This is a genomic window from Subtercola frigoramans, assembly GCF_016907385.1.
GTDB classification, from domain to species: Bacteria; Actinomycetota; Actinomycetes; order Actinomycetales; family Microbacteriaceae; genus Subtercola; species Subtercola frigoramans.
Genome location: NZ_JAFBBU010000001.1, coordinates 2839201 through 2860266, shown reverse-complemented (window position 1 = coordinate 2860266; position 21066 = coordinate 2839201). Strand labels below are relative to the sequence as shown.

General features: G+C 65.6%; 22 protein-coding genes. 20 read left to right on the top strand and 2 right to left on the bottom strand.

All coding sequences use genetic code 11. The features are described from left to right. Positions 1–24: 24 nt before the first annotated feature. The 16 genes from JOE66_RS13380 (at position 25) to JOE66_RS13305 (ending at position 14129) form a co-directional block, all read left to right on the top strand. Complete coding sequence (locus JOE66_RS13380) at positions 25–243, top strand: hypothetical protein (protein ID WP_205110192.1); 219 nt, start codon at positions 25–27, stop codon at positions 241–243. An 11-nt stretch (positions 244–254) separates the two neighbouring features. After that, positions 255–2501, top strand: a complete 2247-nt coding sequence (locus JOE66_RS13375) for a bifunctional salicylyl-CoA 5-hydroxylase/oxidoreductase (protein ID WP_205110190.1) — start codon at positions 255–257, stop codon at positions 2499–2501. Positions 2502–2623: 122 nt separating this feature from the next. Next, a complete protein-coding gene (locus tag JOE66_RS13370) occupies positions 2624–3478 on the top strand; it encodes a tryptophan 2,3-dioxygenase (RefSeq protein WP_205110188.1) in 855 nt (284 codons plus the stop codon). After that, a complete protein-coding gene (locus JOE66_RS13365) occupies positions 3475–4536 on the top strand; it encodes an amidohydrolase family protein (RefSeq protein WP_205110186.1) in 1062 nt (353 codons plus the stop codon). Before JOE66_RS13370 ends, JOE66_RS13365 begins: the two co-directional genes overlap by 4 nt. Then, the gene (locus tag JOE66_RS13360; RefSeq protein ID WP_205110184.1) at positions 4533–5786 is read left to right on the top strand and encodes a kynureninase; all 1254 of its coding nucleotides are present in this window, start codon (positions 4533–4535) and stop codon (positions 5784–5786) included. Before JOE66_RS13365 ends, JOE66_RS13360 begins: the two co-directional genes overlap by 4 nt. Beyond that, positions 5779–6723, top strand: coding sequence for a PaaX family transcriptional regulator (locus JOE66_RS13355; RefSeq protein WP_205110182.1), 945 nt, complete (start codon positions 5779–5781; stop codon positions 6721–6723). Before JOE66_RS13360 ends, JOE66_RS13355 begins: the two co-directional genes overlap by 8 nt. Further along, positions 6716–7090: a hypothetical protein gene (locus JOE66_RS13350; RefSeq protein ID WP_205110180.1), complete on the top strand. Its 375-nt coding sequence runs from the start codon at positions 6716–6718 to the stop codon at positions 7088–7090. Before JOE66_RS13355 ends, JOE66_RS13350 begins: the two co-directional genes overlap by 8 nt. A 164-nt stretch (positions 7091–7254) precedes the next feature. Further along, positions 7255–8247: a transporter substrate-binding domain-containing protein gene (locus JOE66_RS13345; protein WP_205110178.1), complete on the top strand. Its 993-nt coding sequence runs from the start codon at positions 7255–7257 to the stop codon at positions 8245–8247. Positions 8248–8369: 122 nt separating this feature from the next. Continuing rightward, positions 8370–9263 (top strand): amino acid ABC transporter permease, encoded by an 894-nt coding sequence (locus JOE66_RS13340; protein ID WP_205110176.1) that lies wholly within the window; start codon positions 8370–8372, stop codon positions 9261–9263. After that, positions 9263–10069: an amino acid ABC transporter ATP-binding protein gene (locus JOE66_RS13335; RefSeq protein ID WP_275576821.1), complete on the top strand. Its 807-nt coding sequence runs from the start codon at positions 9263–9265 to the stop codon at positions 10067–10069. Before JOE66_RS13340 ends, JOE66_RS13335 begins: the two co-directional genes overlap by 1 nt. A 10-nt stretch (positions 10070–10079) precedes the next feature. Further along, positions 10080–10847 carry an SDR family NAD(P)-dependent oxidoreductase gene (locus tag JOE66_RS13330; protein WP_205110174.1) on the top strand — a complete coding sequence of 256 codons (768 nt, stop codon included), beginning with the start codon at positions 10080–10082 and terminating at the stop codon, positions 10845–10847. A gap of 31 nt (positions 10848–10878) precedes the next feature. Further along, positions 10879–12168, top strand: a complete 1290-nt coding sequence (locus tag JOE66_RS13325; protein WP_205110172.1) for an acyl-CoA dehydrogenase family protein — start codon at positions 10879–10881, stop codon at positions 12166–12168. Further along, on the top strand, positions 12165–12476 hold the full coding sequence (locus JOE66_RS13320; protein WP_205110170.1) for a TIGR04076 family protein: 312 nt from the start codon (positions 12165–12167) through the stop codon (positions 12474–12476). Before JOE66_RS13325 ends, JOE66_RS13320 begins: the two co-directional genes overlap by 4 nt. After that, positions 12473–12805 carry a TIGR04076 family protein gene (locus tag JOE66_RS13315; RefSeq protein WP_205110168.1) on the top strand — a complete coding sequence of 111 codons (333 nt, stop codon included), beginning with the start codon at positions 12473–12475 and terminating at the stop codon, positions 12803–12805. The genes JOE66_RS13320 and JOE66_RS13315 overlap by 4 nt, the downstream gene beginning before the upstream one ends. Then, a complete protein-coding gene (locus JOE66_RS13310; RefSeq protein WP_205110166.1) occupies positions 12798–13832 on the top strand; it encodes an LLM class flavin-dependent oxidoreductase in 1035 nt (344 codons plus the stop codon). The genes JOE66_RS13315 and JOE66_RS13310 overlap by 8 nt, the downstream gene beginning before the upstream one ends. 3 nt (positions 13833–13835) lie before the next feature. Further along, positions 13836–14129, top strand: a complete 294-nt coding sequence (locus tag JOE66_RS13305) for a putative quinol monooxygenase (RefSeq protein WP_205110164.1) — start codon at positions 13836–13838, stop codon at positions 14127–14129. Positions 14130–14172: 43 nt separating this feature from the next. On the opposite strand, the gene JOE66_RS13300 is transcribed toward JOE66_RS13305, so the two are convergent. Together JOE66_RS13300 and JOE66_RS13295 are read right to left on the bottom strand one after the other, a co-directional pair. Next, positions 14173–15027, bottom strand: coding sequence for an acyl-CoA thioesterase (locus JOE66_RS13300; protein WP_205110162.1), 855 nt, complete (start codon positions 15025–15027; stop codon positions 14173–14175). Next, positions 15024–15479, bottom strand: a complete 456-nt coding sequence (locus tag JOE66_RS13295) for a cupin domain-containing protein (protein ID WP_205110160.1) — start codon at positions 15477–15479, stop codon at positions 15024–15026. The genes JOE66_RS13300 and JOE66_RS13295 overlap by 4 nt, the downstream gene beginning before the upstream one ends. Before the next feature lie 110 nt (positions 15480–15589). On the opposite strand from JOE66_RS13295, the gene JOE66_RS13290 reads away from it, so the two are divergent. The 4 genes from JOE66_RS13290 to JOE66_RS13275 all read left to right on the top strand — a co-directional run bounded on the left by JOE66_RS13290 (position 15590) and on the right by JOE66_RS13275 (position 21053). Beyond that, the gene (locus JOE66_RS13290; RefSeq protein WP_205110158.1) at positions 15590–16417 is read left to right on the top strand and encodes an IclR family transcriptional regulator; all 828 of its coding nucleotides are present in this window, start codon (positions 15590–15592) and stop codon (positions 16415–16417) included. A gap of 41 nt (positions 16418–16458) precedes the next feature. After that, positions 16459–16863 (top strand): RidA family protein, encoded by a 405-nt coding sequence (locus tag JOE66_RS13285; RefSeq protein WP_205110156.1) that lies wholly within the window; start codon positions 16459–16461, stop codon positions 16861–16863. A gap of 131 nt (positions 16864–16994) precedes the next feature. After that, the gene (locus JOE66_RS17675) at positions 16995–18506 is read left to right on the top strand and encodes an ATP-binding cassette domain-containing protein (RefSeq protein ID WP_307827204.1); all 1512 of its coding nucleotides are present in this window, start codon (positions 16995–16997) and stop codon (positions 18504–18506) included. Between the two features lie 36 nt (positions 18507–18542). Beyond that, entirely contained in the window at positions 18543–21053 is a 2511-nt protein-coding gene (locus JOE66_RS13275) for an HAD-IC family P-type ATPase (protein WP_307827203.1), read from the top strand. Positions 21054–21066 lie beyond the last annotated feature (13 nt).

The window sequence follows — 21066 nt, the reverse complement described above, 5'->3', positions numbered from 1 at the left end:
ATCCCCCCAGAAAGAGGCACTCCCATGTCCCTGTCAGCTTCCCGAACCACCGACCTCCTCGGTCGCACCACCACCAGCGAGGAGAGGGCGCTTCTCGCCGTCTACGACCAGCTCACGGCGCTCGCCGGAGCGGGGCTCGCCCCCTGCGCCGATGCGAACGTGAAGGAGGCGCTCGCCGCGGTCGCCATCGTCGTGACCGACCTGGGGCTGACGTTCGAACACCTGACCGACGTGGGGTGCTGAGCGTGCGTGCTGTGTCGATCGGTGGAGGCCCCGGCGGGCTGATGAGCGCCATCGTGCTCAAGAAGGCCGACCCTGAGAATCAGGTCGTGGTCTACGAGCGCAACGCGGCCGATGACACCTTCGGCTTCGGCGTGGTGTTCTCGCAGGAGACGCTCGACAACCTCGAGGCGGCCGATTCGGTGATCTTCGAACGGGTGAAAGCACGGTTCCGCACCTGGAGCGCGATCGACGTGGACTACCTCGGGTTTCGCGAACGCTCCGACGGCCACTCCTTCGCCGCGCTGGCCCGCAAGGAACTGCTGGTGCTGCTGGGTGAGCGTGCGCGTGAGCTCGGGGTGATCATCCACTACGAAACGCTGGCCCCGGGCCTTGACGATCTGGAGCGTGACTTCGACGTCGTGATTGCCAGCGACGGGGTTCACAGTCGCACCCGGTCAGCGCGCGCCGACGTGTTCAAGCCGAACGTGCACGCCCGGCCGGCCAAGTACGCCTGGTTCGGAACCACCCGGCCCGTCGACTGCTTCACCTTCGTCTTCGTCGACACCCCGCACGGCATGTTCTGGGCACACATCTACCCCTTCAACGAGACGACCTCGACCTTCATCGTCGAGACCGACCCCGCGACCTGGGAGCGTGCCGGCCTCGCTGAGCTCGACGATGACGAGTCGAGGCACTACGCCGAGCGCCTCTTCGCTGACTACCTCGATGGCCACGAGCTGATCGGCAATGCCTCGAAGTGGCTGAATTTCACGCAGGTCTCGAACGAGAGCTGGGTTGCCGGTCGAACAGCACTCGTCGGCGACGCAGCGCACACGGCACACTTCTCCATCGGCTCCGGCACGAAACTTGCGCTCGAAGACGCGATCGCCCTGGCGAACGCGCTGATCGAAGCTCCGGATGTGGCCACCGCCCTCGCGCAGTACGAGAACGTCAGGCATCCCCTCGCGGCCTCGATCCAGCGCTCGGCGAAGACCAGTCTCGAGTGGTTCGAGGGCGTGCAGCGGTACCGTGACCTGCCACCCCAGCAGTTCGTCTTCCAGCTGCTGACCCGCAGCCAGCGCATCACCTACGACAACCTCAAGCTGCGCGATGCGGAGTATGTCGCCCGCCTCGATGAGTGGTTCGCCGAGTCATCGCGCGCGGCCGGCATCGAGGTCGAGAGCGGCACTCCGCCCATGTTCTACCCCTTCACTCTGGGGAGCATGCGTCTCGCAAACCGGATTGTGGTCTCGCCGATGGCGCAGTACTCCGCCGTCGACGGGATGCCCACGAATTGGCACCTCGTGCACCTGGGCGCGCGCGCGGTCGGCGGTGCGGGGCTGGTGTTCACCGAGATGGTCTGTGTGGCCCCCGATGCGCGCATCACTCCGGGATGCCCGGGGCTCTGGAATACCGGGCAAGCCGTTGCCTGGGCCGAGGTCACAGCCTTCGTGCACGAGAACAGCGACGCGAAGATCGGGGTGCAGATCGGTCACGCGGGCCGCAAGGGGTCGACAAAGGTCATGTGGGAGGGCATCGACGAGCCTCTCGACGACGGCAACTGGGAGACGATTGCGCCCTCGGCCATAACGTACCTCCCCGGCAGTGCGATGCCGCGGGAGCTGACGATCGCCGACATGGACAGGGTGGTCGCCGAGCACGTCGCCTCGACCCGGTTGGCCGCCACGGCAGGGTTCGACATCATCGAACTGCACGCGGCCCACGGCTACCTGTTGTCGAGCTTTCTCTCACCGTTGTCGAACAGGCGAACCGACCAGTGGGGTGGTTCTCTCGAGAATCGCGCGCGCTTTCCGCTCCGGGTGGTCGATGCCATGCGCGCCGTCTGGCCCGCCGACAAACCGATGAGCGTGCGCATCAGCGCCACCGACTGGGTCGAAGACGGTTTCTCCGGTGATGACGCCGTGGCCTTCGCCCGGATGCTCGCCGAGCACGGTGTCGACATCGTCGACGTCTCGACGGGCCAGACCAGCGCCGAGGCGAGGCCCGAATACGGCAGGCTCTACCAGACACCGTTCAGCGACCGCATCCGCCAGGAGGTCGGGATCCCGACCATGACCGTCGGTGCGATCGCCTCGGTCGACGATGCGAACACGATCGTGATCGCCGGGCGCGCCGATCTCTGCCTCCTCGCCAGACCGCACCTGGTCGACCCGTACTGGACCTTGAACGCGGCCATCGACCAGCAGTTCAGGGGGCACCGGGTGCCCGAGCAGTACAAGTCGGGCATGTCTGCCCGCCGTCGCGTGCAGAAGCCCTGACGATTCGGTGCCCGGCCACAGACCGGTGCGGAATATCCTGTGCGAAACGAGAACTTAACATTTCGAATTTGTGACGAGCGTCACTGACACGTACCCTAGTGATGAGAGAAAAGAGGTTCTCGATGGCTGTCGAGGAGAACACGAGACCGCTGGAAGCGGGGATCGTCACCGACTTTTCCCAGCGAATGAACTACGGTTCGTACCTCGCGCTCGACGAACTGCTGAGCCTTCAACGGCCGGTGAGCGAACCCGTTCATCACGATGAGCTCCTGTTCATCATCCAGCACCAGACCAGCGAGCTGTGGATGAAGCTGCTGCTTCACGAAATCCGCTCGGCGCGCGATCTGCTGAAGAGCGACGACATCGGAACGGTCCTGAAGCGCATCGCGCGGGTCAAACACATCCAGGAGGTGCTGACGCAGCAGTGGTCGGTGCTGGCCACCCTCACACCCACCGAATACGCGGAGTTCAGGGATTTTCTGGCCAACTCCTCGGGGTTCCAGTCGCACCAGTACCGCGCGGTCGAGTTCATCCTGGGCAACAAGAACGAGAAGATGCTCAGCGTCTTCGACAGCGACCCGGCGTCGCAGCAGATCCTGCGCGAGCTGCTCGAGGAGCCCAGCCTGTACGACGAATTCCTGCGGTATCTCAGCCGCCAGGGTTTCGACATCCCCGCGAGTGCGCTCGAGCGCGATGTCACGAAGGCCTACGTCTTCAACCCCGAGCTGGTGCCGGTGTTCAAGGGGATCTACGAGGCGTCGGGAGACAATTGGCGCGTCTATGAGGCCTGCGAAGAGCTCGTGGACCTCGAGGACAACTTCCAGTTCTGGCGTTTTCGGCACCTGCGCACTGTGCAGCGCACCATCGGTATGAAGCGGGGCACCGGAGGATCCACCGGGGTGGACTTCCTCCAGCGCGCTCTGAGCCTCACCTTCTTTCCCGAACTCTTCGCCGTTCGAACAGAGATCGGCGCGTGAGCACGAGAACGCAGCCCGGCGCGGTTTCGTACTTCACCACCGACGATGCCTTCCTCTCGACCCCGGGCGGTCCAGCCGCCTTCGTCGGAGCCAGCGTCTTCCGTCTGAACGACGGAGTCGTCGCCTACGTGGCACCCGTCGGCGAGGCCACGGTAGCGCCGACCGAGGTGGTGGCACACCTGCCCGGAACGCTGTTCGGGGGTTTCAGCGATTCGCACGTGCACCTGGGGCTCATCGATCCGGCCGGGCTGGCACCCGGTGGCGTCGCGCGGGTCGTCGATCTGGGCTGGATGCCCGACCTGAAGACGGACTACGGCATCGACGTCGCGTTCGCGGGTGCATTCCTGACAGCTCCCGGTGGCTACCCGAGCCGCCAGTCGTGGGCTCCGGAGGGTGCGTGCCTGGAGATCCGTACGGCCGACGAGAGTGCACGTGCTCTGGCCCGGCTGGCTGCGGCAGGGGCGAGCGTCATCAAGCTGACGCTGAACAGCGTGGCCGGCCCGGTGTTCGACGACGCGCTGCTCGAGGCGATCATCCGGCAGGCGCACGCCCTCGGGGTGCCCGTCGTGGCGCACGCCGAGGGTGAAGGCCAGGCCTGGCGTGCTGCACAGGCGGGGGTCGACTATTTCGCCCACACTCCGTTCACCGAGAGGTTGACGGATGACCAGCTCGCCTCGATCGCGACGACAGCCGCTTTCATCAGCACCCTTGACATCCACGGCTACGGAACCCCCACGCCGGGGTTCGAGATCGCTCTCGACAATCTCGCCCGGTTCGCTGCCCTCGGCGGGCGAGTGGTGTACGGAACGGACCTCGGGAACGGCCCGTTGCCCGTCGGCCTCAATGAGCGGGAGCTGGGCGCGCTGGCCGCTGCCGGGTTGGGGCAGCAGGCGCTGGTGTCAGCCCTCACGGCTCGTATCGGCAATCCCGGCGGTTCTTCGGGCCACCGCCTCTCGTACATCGAGGGCCCCGTCAATCACGACCCCAGCGCCACGGCATCGTGGTTGTCGGGCGCTACAGTTCTGAACATTGCACACATTGAGGAGATCTTCGCATGACGTCACCCACTCTCTCTGGAAGCCCTGCGAGTGCGGGCGCCGGCACCGGCGACGCGGAACTCCGCGATTCACTCGACCCGCTGGCCACGTTTCCCTCGCGCTTCGTGCCGAGCGCCGAGGTCGTCGCCTACCTCGACGGCAACTCGCTCGGCCGGCCGCTGAAGGTCACGAAGGATCGCTTCGGTTCGTTCATCGAACAGCAGTGGGGTTCGAGGCTCATCCGCTCCTGGGATGAGGAGTGGTTCGAGTTGCCCCTGACGCTCGGTGACCGGCTGGGTGCGCTCACCCTGGGGGCCGCTGCGGGCCAGACGGTGGTCGCCGACTCGACGACAGTGATGCTCTACAAGCTGATCCGTGCGGCGGTCGATGCTCGGCCCGACCGTACCGAGATCGTGCTCGACGACGACAACTTTCCGACCGACAGGTTCATCATCGAGGGTATCGCCCGCGAACGCGGGCTGACCGTTCGTTACATCACTGTCGACAAGAGGTACGGCGTCACGACCGATCAGGTGAGCGAGACTGTCTCCGATGCGACGGCGCTCCTCGTGGTGAGTCACGTCGCCTACCGCTCGGGCTATCTGGCCGACATGCAGGAAATCACTGCGGCAGCACACTCAGCGGGGGCGTTGGTGCTCTGGGACCTCTGCCATTCCGCCGGCGTGATCCCCACCGAGCTCGATGCCTGGGGGGTCGACCTCGCTGTGGGATGCACGTACAAATATCTCAATGGCGGCCCGGGTTCGCCAGCCTTCGGCTACGTCGCTTCGCGCCTGCAGACCGAAATCGAGCAGCCGATCTGGGGATGGATGGGAGCGGCCGACGTCTTCGGCATGCGCGTGGAGTACCAGCCAGCACCCGGCATGCGCCGGTTCATCAGCGGAACACCCCCGGTGGTCGGAATGCTCGCCATGCAGGACATGCTCGACCTGATCGACGAGGCGGGAATGGATGCCATCCGTGCGAAATCGATCGAGCTCACCGAAGCTGTCCTGAGCTTCTTCGACGAGAAGCTGGCGCCGTTGGGTGTCGAGCTGGCCAGTCCTCGCGACAGCGCCTTCCGGGGCAGTCACGTGACGATTCGGCACGAGAGCTTCAAGGCAGTGAACGAGGTGCTCTGGGAGAACGGGGTGATCCCTGACTTCCGGAACCCCGACGGCCTGCGGATCGGTCTCTCACCCCTCAGTACGACCTTCTCTGAATTACGCGTCGGCCTCGAGGCGATCGTCGAAGCCATGACCCATGGCTGACATCGCCGGCCGGGGTGATGACGCGGGAACGGAGCTCGTTCTGCCCGACCGGGTGGCCGAGCATCCGGGCCGCGGGGCGAGTGCCATTCTCGACGACATGGACTCCCGCCCCGGGAGCACGACCTCGCTCCTTCGAACGGTGGTGGGGCTCTACCTTCGCCGGGTCGGCTGCTGGATGTCGATCGCCGACATCATTCAGCTGATGGAGCAACTCGGTGTGCCCGCGCCCCGAACGCGAACGGCGGTGGTGCGGCTCAAGAAGAAGGAGCTCCTGCTGGCCAAGACGGTCGGCAAGACGATCGGGTATGAGCTGAACCCCGACGCCACGATCATGCTCGCCAAAGGCGACCGGCGCATCTTCTCGGCACGCAACATGAGAAGTGATGACGCGTGGTGCCTGATCTCCTTCTCGTTGCCGGAAGAACAGCGGCATCTGAGGCACCAACTTCGCCGACGGCTCTACTGGATCGGTGGCGGCATGGTCTCGCCGGCGCTCTGGATCTGCCCCGACTTTCTCGCACTCGAGGTCGAAGACATTCTCGACGACCTCGACATCCGCCAGTACACGACCCTCTTCCGCACGGAACGCCCCCGGGTGGCCGGAGAGCTTCGCGAGGCCATCGGCGAGTGGTGGGATCTCGGCGCACTCGAAACTCTTCACCGTGAATTCATCTCGGAGCTCACCGGGTTCGTGAACTCCGACGAGGTGACTCCCGCCGAGGCTTTTGCCCGGTACATCAGAGGTGTCGACACCTGGCGCATGATTCCCTACCTCGACCCGGGGTTGCCGTACGACCTGTTGCCGGCTGACTGGCCGGGTGCCGAGAGTACGCGCCTCTTCGAAGACCTGTCGGCCCGCTACAGCGAACTCAGCTGGCAGTTCGTGACATCGCTGGGGGAAACCTCCGCTCCACGCGGGGAGAATAGACATGCGTGACGCCGTTACTGGGCCCGTTGACACTCTTTCACTTCGGATCGCACGGTTTCTGGATGAGAACTACAGGCCGACAGGCCACCGGCTGCAGCTGATGGTCGGTTTGGCGTCATCCGCTGCTGACGAAGGCGTCTTCGTTGCCGCCGCCGATGCTTCCGTGGTCGCGCAGGAACTCGAGCCTGCTCGGCGGGTGGCACGAATCCAGCCGCGACCGCGCGAGAACACCCTCCGTGACGACGACGTCGTGTACTTTCTGGCGCGATTCGGGCACGAGTACGCGAGCGCGATCTTCGGCGCCGACAGCGGTCTGAGCATCCCCCTGATCACCCGGGCTGCCGGCGATGCGGGCATTCCCGTGGCCTTCTTCTAAGCGTCTGCCAGATTCATGACGAGAGTCAGCATATCGAAACACGACCGTAACACCGGGCAATCCTCCCGATACATAGCTCCGGTAGAAAGGGAGACATACAGGTGGACACGCCTGTGAGACGCCTCTCGTCTCTCGCAATTCCCTCCCGAAGATAAGGAATTACCATGAGCCCCCTGCGCCACCGAACATTCTCGTCACGAAGCTCGAAGACAGCACTCTTCGTCGCCCCCGTCGCCGCCATTGCCATCGTGGGGATGCTGGCCGGCTGCAGTACCTCTGCTGCCACTCCCGCCGCAACGACGAGCACAGCAGCAGTCGACCAGACCCTCTTCGCGCTGCTGCCCGCCTCGATCCAGTCGTCGAAGAAACTCTCGTTCGGCGCAGAGTGGGACACCCCGCCGATGATCGGTGTCGACGCGAGTGACACGAACGTTCCGGTCGGTATTGCTGTCGATCTCGCCCAGGCGATGGCGCCGATCCTGGGTGTCACGGCAACCTTCCAGAACATGCAGTTCCCGTCCCAGATCCCCGGTGTGCAGAGCGGCAACGTCGACGCGCTCATGGGCCAGGTCAGCATCACGGCCGAGCGTGAGAAGAGCGTCGTCGACCTGACGCCGTTCTACCGCTCCACGCTCTCCATTCTGATTCCCGCCGGTAACCCGAAGAAGCTGACGGCTCTGGCCGATGCCTGTGGGCTCACCCTTGGCTCTGTTCCCGGTTCGATTCTCACCACGGTGATCAACAGCGCGAGCGACACCGCGTGTGTCGCCAAGGGCAAGGATGCCATCAAGGTTGCCGACTACAACGGTGCCCAAGGCGCGATCAGTGCTCTCAAGGCCGGAACCATCGACGGCTGGCTCGACTCCACGTCGAACCAGATCCTGGTTGCCCAGTCAGACTCGGCGACCTTCGCCACGGTCGAGGTTCCGGTTGCCGAGCAGGCCGTTGCAGACACCGGCCTGCTCGGCATCGCTGTCGACAAGTCGAACCCCGGCATCACCAATGCCCTGGTCGGCGCGCTGAAGGCCATCATTGCGAACGGCGAGTACGAGGCCATCCTGCAGAAGTACAACCTGACGTCTGACGGGCTCACGGCAGACGAGATCGTGCCCAACCCGACGACCGGTACCGCGGTCGGCGTCAAGGCCGCCTCCTAGCACCATCAGGGCGGTGCGTGGATGCTCGGCATCTGCGCACCGCCCGATTCGCTCGTTGCTGGGCGAACCTGGAATGAGCAACACACGTGAGAATCCGACACACGTGAGAATTGAGGAGTGACATGACAGAGCAAGCCGCACCACGCAGGGGGCCGGGACCGCGCCTGCTGGCGGACGGCCGCCGGGCCGCTGTGGGGCAGAGCCTCATGGTTGTGCCTGTGCGACACTACGGCCGCATGATCCTGGCGGTCGTCGTTGTGCTCGCCGTCATCGGCGCTGCCTACAGCCTCGCGACCAATCCGAACTTCGACTGGTCGATCGTCGCCAAATTCGTCTTCAGCCCGAGCATTCTGCGAGGTCTCGGCTCCACCCTTCTCATCACGATCGTGGCCGAAGTCATCGCGATCGTGCTCTCGATCATCATCGCCATCATGCGGGTGTCGAAGAGCCGCATCGTCAGCAGTGTCGCTGCCGCGTACGTATTCTTCTTCCGGGGCATCCCGATCATCGTTCTGCTCATCATCGTGGGCAACCTCGGCCTCTTCATCAAGGTCGTCACAATCGGGATTCCCTTCACCGACATCGTCTTCTTCTCCGCCCCGATCTCGCAGATCGTCACCCCGTTCGTCGCCTCGGTGCTGGGTCTGTCGCTCGCCGGGGCCGCCTACATGGCCGAGATCATGAGGTCGGGCCTGCTCGCCGTGGGCAAGGGCCAGCGCGAGGCCGCGAAAGCGCTCGGCCTGAACGGAGCTCGCACACTGCGGTACATCGTTCTTCCGCAAGCATTGCGGGTCATTCTCCCGCCGATGGGCAACGAGTTCATCGGAATGCTGAAGGCGTCGGCGATCGTCTCGGTGATCGCCGGTGGTGACCTGCTCACCGTTGCCCTCGGCATCGCGGGAACGAACTACCGCACCATCGAGTTGTTGATCGTGGCAACCATCTGGTACCTGCTGGTGATCGCCGTCTTCTCGGTCGGCCAGTTCTTTCTCGAGCGCAGAACGGCGGAGAAGTGATGACCGACGAGACCGATACAGCAGGTGCATCGATGGTGGGAGCATCCATGGTCAGTATCGAGCACGTCGACAAGTGGTACGGCCAGAACCAGGTGCTCTTCGACATCGAACTCGAGATCGCCGAGGGCGAGACGGTGTGTCTCATCGGGCCGTCGGGTTCGGGCAAGAGCACGCTGTTGCGGTGCATCAACCACCTTGAAGAACTCGGCACCGGCAGCATCTGGGTCGACGGTGAGCTCGTGGGCTACCGGCTGCACAACGATCGACTGCACGAACTACGGGAACGCGAGGCCTGCGCCAAGCGTGTCGAGATCGGCATGGTCTTCCAGCACTTCAACCTGTTCCCGCACATGACGGCCGTCGAGAACGTGTCTTTCGCGCCCACGCTCGTGAAGGGTGAGAACAAGGCCGAGGCCAGGCGTTACGCCACGGAGCTGCTCGCGCGTGTCGGCCTTGCCGGCAAGGAGAATTCGTTCCCCTCACAGCTCTCGGGTGGCCAGCAGCAGCGTGTTGCCATCGCCCGTGCGCTGGCGATGCGGCCCAAGGTGATGCTCTTCGATGAGCCCACCAGTGCGCTCGACCCCGAACTGGTCGGCGAAGTGCTCGCGGTCATGAAGGATCTCGCCCGCACCGGCGGAATGACGCTGATCGTCGTCACCCACGAGATGGGTTTCGCCCGCGAGGTGGGCGACAGGGTCGTGTTCATGGATGCCGGGCGCATCGTGGAGCACGGCACCCCCGACGAGGTGCTCGGCAACCCGAAGAACGAGCGCACGCAGGCCTTTCTCTCGGCAGTCCTGCGATGACAGGCTCGCTGTGACCGGCACACTCACCGGCCCACTCAGCGGGCGAGTCGCGTTCGTGGCGGGAGGGAGCGGGCCGGTCGGCCGCGCGATCTCCCGCACGCTGTCGGGGATGGGCGCATCCGTGGCTGTGCACTATCGCTCGTCAGCGTCGGCTGCACACGAGTTCGCGGAAACCCTCGACTCGCCGAGCATCGCCGTCGGTGCGCGTTTCGACGATCGCGCAGAGGTGGATGCCGCCTTCACTGCCGTTGAGAGCGCGCTCGGCCCGGTGACGATCCTGGTCAATGCCGCTCATACGCCCAGCCCGGTGACCGCGTTCGCCGAGGTGACCGATTCGCAGCTCGACGCCCAGTTCGACAGCACGCGCGGGCACGTGGTGCTGGCCCAACGGGCGCTGCCCGGTATGCGCAGAGCAGGCTGGGGCCGCGTCGTCTACCTCTCGGGCGCCCTGATGACCAGGCCGTACGCGGGGTTCTCGGCCTATGCCGCTGCGAAGTCCGCCGCGTCGACGTTCACGCGGTACATCGCCCTCGAGGAGGGCGTCAACGGCATCACCGCGACCGTCGTGGCGCTAGGCCGCGTCATCGACCCCGACGACGATGAGCCACTCGATGAAGCGCATCAGCAGTTCGCCGAGCGTCTGCTCGACCGCATGGCGCTCAGCGAATTCCCGTGCGTGGACGACGTGGCCGGCGTCGTCTCGCTGGCCGTCGGCCCCCATTCCACCCACCTGACCGGGCAGACCCTCTGGGTCACCGGCGGGGAACCGATCGCCTGAGCGACCACAGACAAGCGAAGAGGACATTCTCATGACCGTGACGACAGAACAGCCCGTCGAATCCACTCCGGACTTGGCCCCCACGCCCCCGACAAGCGATCACGAGCTCGGCCTGCTCGCACCGACCAGCGCGTCGGCCGTGCTTCAGAACTCACACACGGTGGTGCCTTTCGTGCACGAGTCGGCCGACGCCATCGAAGAGGCACGCAGACTCACGCCCGAGGTTGCTCGTGTCTTCCGTGATGCCGGCTTCTTCCAGATGGGGTTCCCCGCCGCTCGCGGTGGGCTCGAGCTGACGCTCGCCCAGCAGGTCGAGGTCGTCACGCGGATCGCCCGGGCCGACGCCTCAGCAGGCTGGAACGTCGGTGTGCTGAACGCAACGGGCTTCTACGCCGGCAGGCTGGGCGATGACGCCTTCGCCGAGCTCTACCCCACGTTCGATCTCCCGACCAGCGGCTCCTTCCATCCGCGCGGACGTGCAGACAAGGTCGATGGCGGCTACCAGGTCAGTGGAGAGTGGGACTGGGGCAGTGGCAGCTATACGGCCGAATACGTGCTCGGCGGTTGTTTCGCCTTCGAAGACGGCGAGCCCCTGATCGGTGCGAGCGGCGCGCAACTCGTGTTGGGCGTCTGGCTGCCGCGCGACGCGATCGTGGTGGCCCACAACTGGCAGACCCTGGGAGTCAGGGGCTCCGGCAGTACCTCGTATTCCGTTCCGGTTCCTGTCTTTGTTCCCGAGCGGCACACCTTCGACCGCGAGGCGCCCTCCAATGGTGACCGGGATCCACTGAACAAGAGCGTGCACATCGCCTTCTTCGGCCTGACCGGGGTGCCACTCGGCATCGCCCAGCACGCGGCCGACCTCGCCGTCGAATCGGTGCGGGCCAGGGTCGGCACGCGCGGTAGTGCTGCGCTCGACACGGCGACGAAACACAAGCTCGGCGAGATCCTCGCCGAGGTCGACTACGGCTACGCCGGCGTCATCGACGTTGCGCGCCGAACCGACGAACTGCTCTTCGAACCGGGTCGTGCGCTCACCGAGGCACAGATCGCCCGCATGGTTGCCGGGCAGGCCGCTGCGACTGCCATGATGCGGCGGGTCGTGGCCCTGAGCGTCGAACTCGTCTCGGCCAAGTACCTCTTCGACGATCATCCGATGCAGCGGGTGATTCGTGATTCGTACGGGGCAACAGCTCACGTCGGTGGCCGCGCGATGATGCTGGGGCTGCTCGCCGCTTCGATTCTGGATGATCGTGAGGCTGGAGTTCTTCTCATCGATGACGTGGCGAACGAGCCCTCGACCGCGACAGGTGCCCCGTGACGGAATACGGCGTGCGGGTGATCGTCGATCGTGTCGACAGGTCGCGCACGGGCACGAAGGTCGGGGACTTCTTCGACGTGTTCGGCTCGACCGTTTCGATGCCGCCCGGAACGAGCTTCAATGTGTACGCCATGAACGCCGTCTTTCCGGTCATCAGCGACCGGCTTCGCGAACCCGATGGCGACGACTGGCTCAGCCGAAAGCCATACATCTGCTCGGCAGACCCTGAAGAGAACATCGTCATGCGCCTCGACCGGATCCCGGTGAGCCAGATCGACTACCTGCCCGGAGAGCGGGCCGACGCGTGAGCACACATCTGCGATGCACGGTCGAGTCGATGAACTACTCGGCCTGCGGGATGGTTCCAGGAGACCACTTCGATGTGATCGACGGCAACCTGTCGATTCCGAACGGCCGGCCGTTCTGCTACTTCGCCATCGCCAACGTGATTCCCCTGCTCTCGGGTCGGCTCGACACGCCCGCCGGTCAGGACTGGCTGGCCTCGGAGCCGCTGCTGGCATGCCCCGACCCGCCCGAGGCGCTCTACATGCGGTTGAAGCGTGTAGTCGACGGTGACCAGACGATCGCAGAAGACGCGGAACCGAACCTTTCGAAAGCCGAGGAAATCCATGACTGAGACCGCCGAGAACGCCCTGACCTTCAGTGCTCGAATCGGTTCGCACATCGGTGTTCGCGATCTGGCGGCGAAGGCCAGATTCGTCGAGGACTCCGGTTTCGACCAGGTGTGGGTCGGCAACGACCTCTTCGGGGAACCCGGTCTGGTGTCACTCGCCGCGATCGCCATGTCGACCGACCGGATCAAGTTCGGCTCCGGCGTCATCGATCCGGTCTCGCTGCACCCCGTGCAGATCGCGATGTTCGCGTCAGGGCTGCAGGAGCTCTCGGGCGACCGATTCCTGCTGGGGCTCGGCGCGGGCTCCGACGTGTTCTACAGCTGGGCGGGGCTCACGCCACCACCCCCGGTGACCAGGACCCGGCAGGCCGTGCTCGCGATCCAGGAGCTTCTGGCCGGCCGCAGCCCGGCGGGAGTCGCGGGTGTCGCCGAAGGCTGGCTACCCCAGGCCAAATTGCGCTTTCTTCGGCCGACGCCGATCTACATCGGGGCGATGGGGCCGAAGATGCTCGAGCTCACCGGCAAGTACGCCGATGGCGCACTGCCGCTCTGCCTGCCGCCGCGCCACATCACCGGGGTGATCGAGCAGATCGGTGCGGGGGCAGCGAAGGCGGGTCGCACTCTCGACGAGCTCGACATCGCTGCGTGCATCTGGTGCTCGATCTCTGATGACCGCGACGAGGCCCGCTGGTACCTGGCCCGGCACATCGCCCTGTACAGCGGTTCGCTCTCGACCGCGGCCCTCGTCGCCAACGGGCTCGACCCCGAAGAGTTCGCTCGCACCCAGGCCCTCATGCTCGACGACCGCGAAGACGACGCGATCGCCTCTGTGACCGATTCGATGCTCGAACTCGGCATTGCCGGTGGCCCGAACGACGTCATCGAGCAGTGCTCCGCGCTGATCGAGGCGGGAGTCAAGCACGTGAGTTTCGGGCCTCCGATGGGCCCGGACACCATGGCATCTGTTCGCATTCTCGGCGAGAAGGTCTTCCCGGCCCTGCGGGAACAACATCACACGAAAGGTATTTGATCGATGATCATCATCTATGGCGGCGTAGCCGTCGACCCCACCCAACTTGCCTCGGTCACCGAGGCAGCCCAGTCGTTCGTCGCAGCGAGCCGAGCCGAGGCGGGGTGCGTGGACTACATTCTCAGCTGGGACCTCGTGGAGTCGAACCGCATCCGCCTGATCGAGACCTGGGCCGACCAGGAGACCGCGACGGCCCACACGCTGCAGAAGCACACTGCCCAGTGGACGAGCGTCATCGGCGCAGCCGCAATCGAGGCGCCCGTCTTTCACAAGCACGAGGCTGCGCCGGCCGCGTAGCGATCCACGCCAGGAAGCAGCCGGATGATCTGCACACGGTGTTTCAGCGCCGGGTGCGGATCATGCCTTCCTGTGCCACAGAGGCCAGCAGCGTGCCTTCACGGCTGAAGAACATTCCGCGGGCCAGGCCTCGGTTGTTCTGAAGGGAACTGGCCTGCTGGGCATAGAGGACCCACTCATCGACCCGGCCGGGGCGGTGGAACCACATCGCGTGGTCAAGGCTGGCCGTCATCAGGTCGGGGTCTGCCCACGCGCGACCCTGCTGGCGGAGGAGCGGCTCGAGAATGGTGTAGTCGCAGACGTACGCGAGCGCCGCGGCCTGCAATGCGGGATCGTCGGGCAGAGCGTCGAAAGCCTTCACCCATACGGCCTGGTGAGGCGCACGGTTGCCGTCGACGGTGAGGTAGACGGGCCCTGGCACATGGCGCATGTCAAAGCTCCGGCCCGACGACCAGTAGTGTGCCGCAGGGGTGTCGACGCCCTCGAGCGTCTGCGCGGCGGGCGGCAGGTCTTCGGGCTGCGGCACGCCGGTCGGCATGTCTTCGGCGAACTCGGTCCCGGACTCAGGAACAGCGAACGACGCCAGGGCGGTGAAAACGAGCGTGTCGTTCTGGATCGCGCGCACCTGGCGGGTTCGGAACGAGCGGCCATCGCGCAGTCGCTCTACTTCATACCGAACGGCCACCTCGCTGTCGACCGGCAGCAGAAAGTAGCTGTGCATCGAATGGATGGTGAAGCCCTCACCCACACTGCGACCGGCGCTGAGCACAGACTGGGAGACGAGATCGCCACCGTACGCCTTCGGCCAGGGCACGTATTGGGGGGTCGCTTCGAAGGTGTCCGGGCCGAGCATCCGCAGCTCTGTCGCTGCCCGGAAGACTGCCGAGGTGGGCGTCATGAGCGCCGGTACCCGACCAGCACGGAGTCGTCGACCTCGTCGAGGTTCACGACGATGTTGTCGGGGGTTCGGGTGGTGAGCCAGACGAGTTCGTCGGTGGTGCTCATGTTCACTTCGACGTGGGGCATGTAGGGAGGCACGAAGACGAAGTCGCCTTGTGCCATGTCGACGTACTCTCGGTACCCCTCGCCGAAGTAGATTCGGGCGATGCCGGTGAGAACGTACCCGCCGGTCTCGGCCTCGCCGTGATGGTGCGGCAACGACCGGAAGCCCGGTTCGTTGCTGACCTTGCCGAACCAGATCTTCGTGGCCGGGGTGTGCTGGATGCTGACGCCCGAAATCCGGTGGGCACCGCCGGATTGGCCCGTGTCGGCGTGCTCAGCGCCTTCGCGGGTCACCACGGGTACCACGGTCGCCGCTGTCGGGTACTCGGCTGCAGAGGAGAGGTTCATGGTTCGAATGTAGCAAGAGATTCCTCTCAGCGGTATGCAATAATGGAACATCCCTTCATGCGGAATACCGCGATCGGCGAAGGTGCACACTGGCTGGGAGGCTTGGGCTGATGGCGCAGATTCTGCAGTCGGTGAGCCAGGCACTGAAGATCGTCGTGCTGCTGCAGGAGCAGCCCAGCCTCGGGGTGCTCGACATTGCCAGGGCACTCGACATCAGCTCCTCGTCTGCGCACCGGCTCCTGGCCACCCTTGTTGAAGCGAATTTCGTCGTGCAGCCGCAAGCGGGCGGCAAGTACGCGTTGGGGCCCGCGATGAAAGGTCCCTCGTCTGAGATCGAGCGACTGATCGAAGTGGCGACGCCCGATCTGGTCGCCCTTCGGGACCGAAGCCAGGAGACGGTTCACCTCGCTGTGATCCGCGGCACCGACACCCACTTCGTTTCAGCCGTCGAATCACCGAGGGTGATGCGGGTGACGAGCAGGGTGGGCCGGAGCCTTCCGGCGCACACGACTGCCGCCGGAAAGCTGCTGCTTGCCTCTCTCAGCGACGATGAACTGGCAGAGCTCTATCGTGACCACGATTTCTCTGGGGGTACCGAGAGCAGCATCGGCGGTCTTGCCGGGCTCCGTGTCGAAGTGAGGTTGGCTGGCGCTCGAGGCTACGGCCGCAATCTCGCTGAGTCGGAGCACGGCGTCGCGGCGCTCGCGGTGGGGCTCCGAGACGCCCAAGGGCGGGTCTTCGCGTCGCTCACCGTGACCGGGCCCGACTCGCTCTTCAACCCGGCGGGAACCGAAGCGCTGTCTGACCGTGAACGTGAGTTGCTCGAGATGCTCACCGAGACGGCGGCGCATCTCGAGTCTGAGCTGGCGGCCACTCGTGCAGGCCGTGTGCTCGCGCAGGGCCCCGCAACGAACCCGGCAGCCTCACCAATCCGATAACCAAGCAGCCTGAACAGCTGACCCGAACGAAGGAACCAGCCGTGACCCACGAGATCGTCAACCCCGCACACCTGGCCAAGCCCTCGGGCTTCTCCCACGGCACCAAGGCCGGAAACACCGTCTACCTCGGTGGCCAGACCGCAATGGATGCCACCGGAGCCATCGTGCCCGGCGGAATCGTCGAACAGTTCCGGCAATGCTTCTCGAACGTGCTCGACACGCTCGCCGAAGCGGGCGGTACGCCTGAAGACCTGGCGAGTGTCACCATCTACCTGACCGATATCGACGACTACCAGAAGAACGGCAGGGAGATCGGCCGCATCTGGCGCGAGCTCGCCGGTACGCACTACCCGGCGATGGCGGGTGTCGGTGTGACCGGCCTCTGGCAGAAGGAGGCCCTCATCGAGATCCAGGGCATTGCCGTGCTGCAGGACCTTCGACCCTGAAAACCCTGCGCCTAGCCCGCATGATGGACTTCTGACCCGCGAAATCGAGCTGGGGCGCGGGCATCCAGAACCGACGGGCTCAGAAACCCGCCGGTGTTCGGGGTCAGCGCGGGCAGAGAAGGGCAGGGCGGGTGTTTGTTGCGTGGCGCGACCTGAGGTTCGCGAAGGGGCGATTTCTGCTGATCTCCGGGGTGGTGGCGCTCATCACCGTTCTCGTGGGCTTTCTGTCGGGCCTGACTGCGGGGCTGGCCGACCAGAACATCTCTGCCGTACTGGGTCTGCCCGCTGACTCGATCGTGTTCTCTGTGCCGGCCGAGGGCAACAGCCTGAGCTATTCCGATTCGGCGATCACCGAGGCGCAGGCGGTGACGTGGAGTGCCGAACCCGGCGTCACCGCCGTTCGCCCGATCGGCATCAGCCAGGTCAAGGTCTACTCGGGCGAACGACAGGCGGCCGTCGCCGTCTTCGGGGCAGACCCGGGTGTGAACGCCAGTGTTCCGGCCGAGTCGGGTCACCTCACCCTTCCCCGCACTGTGGCCACGAGTCTCAGCGTGACCGCGGGCGACTCTGTGAAGGTCGGCGGGGCCGAGTTCACCCTCGACGCGGTGACTGATGACACCTGGTACTCCCACACTGCCGTGGCCTGGATGACCCTGGCCGACTGGCAGGGCATCGCTGCCACCACCGGCAACTCGGGGGCGTTCGCGACCGTGCTCGCCGTCTCGGGGTCGGCCTCCGCGTTCACCGCAGCCGCTGCGGCCGCTGCCACCACGTCGAAGTCGGTGTTGCTCTCGCTCACCGCGCTGGCCGCCTTCCGTTCGGAGATCGGCTCGCTGCTGCTCATGGTGGCGATGCTGTTCGGCATCTCGGCGCTGGTCGTCGGAGCCTTCTTCACGGTGTGGGGCATGCAGCGCCAGCCCGATGTGGCCATTCTCAAGGCCCTGGGGGCATCGAACCGGATGCTCGTGGTCGACTCGCTCGGCCAGGCCGCCGCCGTTCTCGTCATCGGTGTGGGTGCCGGCATCGGGCTGACTGCGGGGCTCGGTATCACCGGCCCATCGGGTTCGGGCAAGTCGAGCCTGCTGGCCGTGGTGTCGACCCTCATCAGGGCGGACTCGGGGTCGGTGGTGATCGATGACATCGATGTGAGCGGCCTCACCTTGAAACAGAGCGCCCAGTTTCGGCGGGAGCGCCTCGGCATCATCTTCCAGCAGTCGAATCTGCTGCCCTCCCTCACCGCGCTCGACCAGCTCCTGGTGATGGAGCGACTCAGCGGCGAGCCGCTGAAGCGGGGCTCCTCGCGAGAGGCCGATCGAAGACGCGCGCTCGAGTTGCTCGACTCTGTCGGGCTGTCGGCAGAGGCGCACAAGCGCCCAGCGAGTCTCTCGGGGGGAGAACGGCAGCGGGTGAACATCGCCCGGGCGCTCATGAACCACCCCACGGTGTTGGTGATCGACGAACCGACTGCCTCGCTCGACCAGGCGCGCGGAACGAGCATCCTGAACCTGATTCTCGAGCTGACCGCCCAACAGAACACGGCGACGCTGCTCGTGACGCACGACGAGAACCAGCTCGCCCGATTTGCCCGCCACTATGTCATGGTTGACGGAACCGCGACGGAGGCCGAAGCTGCCCGCGCGTGATCGGTGAGATCGGTGGAGAATTCTGGGGGAACACGCGTGAGTGACGACGTGGTCGGCGGCGGACTCAGCCCCGCCGACGTGGCGGATCGTGAGAACGCCGGCCTGACGAACGCGGTCGCGCACAGTTCGAGCCGCAGCTTCTGGCAGATCTTCCGCGCGAACGTCTTCACGCTGTTCAACGCGATCGTGGCGACGAGTTTCATTCTGCTGCTCGCCCTCGGCCAGTGGAAGGACGCGCTCTTCGGGGTGACCGCCGTCACCAACGCAATCATCGGCGTTGTGCAGGAGTACAAGGCGAAACGGTTGCTGGATGCCCTGGCCATTCTCACGGCGCCTGACGTGAGAGTTCTTCGTGGGGGAGAGACCGTGAGTATTCCGTCGGCCCGAGTGGTGCGTGACGACGTGCTTGTGCTTCGAACCGGCGACCAGGTCTCTGCGGATGCCCTGGTGTTGGCTGGAGAAGGGCTCCAGGTCGACGAATCGCTGCTCACCGGCGAATCGCTGGCGGTCGAACGACGGCCCGGCGACACGCTGCTCTCGGGCTCGAGCGTCGTGGCCGGCAACGGCTTCGCGAGGGCGACGGCGGTCGGGCCGGCCTCGTTCGCCAGCGGGCTCACCGCAGAGGCGAGACGGTTCTCGCTGGTGCACTCCGAGATCCGTACCGCGACGAACCGGGTGCTGCGCTCGATTGCGATCGCGCTCGCCCCGATCATGCTGGTGGTGATCAACGGGCAGATGCAGACTCTGGGTGGGTGGAGAGTCGCGCTTGAGACCGGGAGCTGGCGGCTCGGCGCGGTGGGGGCCGTGGCGAGTGTGATTGCGATCGTGCCGCTCGGCCTGGTGTTGATGACGAGTGTGGCGTTCGCCGTGGGAGGGGTGCGACTGGCACGCCGGAACGTGCTCATTCAGGAACTCGCATCGGTCGAAGGCCTGGCGAGAGTCGATGTGCTGTGCCTCGACAAGACGGGCACCCTGACGGAGGGGAGTATCGACTTCGACACCGTGCACGTGCTCGGTCAGGGTGTTTCGCGGGAGGCAGGGCCAGTGAATCCGGGCTCGATGCCTGCGGACAGCGGGGCGTGGAGGAGCGCACTGGCATGGATGGCGACGGAGCCCAACGCGAACGAGACGGCGCGGAGCATGGAAGGCGTGTTCGGGGGAGGTGCTGCAGGTGGTGGCGCCGCTCTGCTGGAGCACCAGGTGCCTGTCGCTGTCGTGCCGTTCGACTCAGTGTCGAAGTGGAGTGCCGTCTGTTTCGCATCGGGAGCGGCGGGCTCGCAACCGGGTCTCGGGGGCACGTGGGTGCTGGGTGCGCCGGAGCTCGTGTTCGCTGAAGAGCGAGGAGATTCGCCGCGTTCGGATGAGGTGCGCGATGCGCTGGCCCGGGCATCCACTCTCGCCTCTTCGGGGTTGCGGACGCTCGTCTTCGCGCACTCGACGGTGCTGTTGGCCCCGGATGCTGCGGACGAGGGCGTGACGGTGCTCCCGGCAGCACTCGTTCCGGTGGCGCTTCTCACCTTTCGTGAGAAGGTGCGGGCCGATGCGGCGAGCACGCTCCGGTACTTTCGAACCGAGGGCATCTCGCTTCGGATCATCTCTGGCGACGACCCCCGGACCGTCGCTGCCGTCGCAAGGCGGGTGGGGTTCGATGCCGGGGAGGGATTCGACGCGCGGAACCTGCCCGACGACCTGGCCGAACTGGCTGACCTCCTGGAGGTGCAGCGTGTCTTCGGTCGGGTGACGCCGCGCCAGAAGGAGACGATGGTGAGGGCGCTTCAGAGCCACGGGCACACGGTGGCGATGACGGGTGACGGGGTGAACGACGCGCTCGCCCTGAAGCAGGCGGACCTCGGAATCGCGATGGGATCTGCTGCCCCGGCGACGAAGGCTGTCGCGAGGCTTGTGCTGCTCGACGGGCGCTTCTCCTCGTTGCCAGCGGTTGTCGCCGAAGGGCGGAGGGTCATCGCCAACGTCGAGCGGGTCTCGATGCTGTATCTCTCGAAGGCGGCCTATGCCGCGCTCATCTCCGTGGTCTTCGGGCTGCTGCTCTGGGGCTTTCCGTTCCTTCCCCGGCAGCTTTCGGCGCTCGACGGATTGACCATCGGTCTGCCGTCGTTCTTTCTCGCGCTGATGCCGAACTCCCGCCGCTACTCCGCGGGCTTCCTTCGGCGCTCGCTCACGTTCGCGGCGCCAGCGGGGGTGATCGTCACGCTTGCAGTGTTCGCCGTGAATCTGACCGCCCGATCCGGCGCCAGCATCGCGCTGCCGATCGAAGCCCGAAGCGCCTCGGTTCTCACGCTGGCCGTGCTCGGGCTCGGAATCCTCGGGGTCGCATCGCGCCCGCTCGACAGGGTGCGGGTCGCCATCATCGCTGCCATGATCGTCGGCACCGCTCTGCTCTTCACCATTCCGCTCGCCCGTGACTTCTTCGAGCTGACGGTGCCGAAGGGCGATCTGCTCACGGCAACCGTGGTCGCTTCGGCCGGGGGCCTCGTTGCTCTCGAGATCCTTGCGCGGGTGCGTGCGCATGCCCGCTGGGGTCGGTGACAGCCGACCCCGT